Source organism: Tessaracoccus rhinocerotis (assembly GCF_007197885.1).
Lineage (GTDB): Bacteria > Actinomycetota > Actinomycetes > Propionibacteriales > Propionibacteriaceae > Arachnia > Arachnia rhinocerotis.
Genome location: NZ_VKKG01000049.1, coordinates 1 through 302 on the forward strand (window position 1 = coordinate 1; position 302 = coordinate 302).

At 26.5% G+C, this 302-nt stretch carries 2 protein-coding genes; both read right to left on the minus strand.

Annotated elements, in window-relative coordinates; translation table 11 throughout:
* A partial coding sequence (locus FOJ82_RS17095; protein ID WP_221933213.1) for an SLOG family protein occupies window positions 1-164 on the minus strand: 164 nt, incomplete at its 3' end.
* Window positions 164-286, minus strand: coding sequence for a DUF1798 family protein (locus tag FOJ82_RS17100; protein WP_425472515.1), 123 nt, complete (start codon window positions 284-286; stop codon window positions 164-166). The genes FOJ82_RS17095 and FOJ82_RS17100, both read right to left, overlap by 1 nt.
* Between the last annotated feature and the right edge of the window lie 16 nt (window positions 287-302).

Here is a 302-nt window from a genome sequence, read left to right on the forward strand (position 1 = left end):
CCTTGAATCAGCACCCATTCTAGACCTTCATCTAATAATTGTTCTAATTTATGAGATATAAACTTCTTTAAATATGAAACTTCTGGTGCATCATCTTTGAATATATTTAATTCAAAAGATTTGTATCCAGTAACATATACAGTTTTAACCATATTCTCCCTCATTAAACATGATACGTTAAAATATTTTTTAAATCATACTGTACGCTTTTTATTTTTTCTGTGAAAAGCTTTCTACTCGTACGTTTAAAATGACATTCTACAGATAGCGATTGAATGTTTGATATAAGTAAATTAAATTTT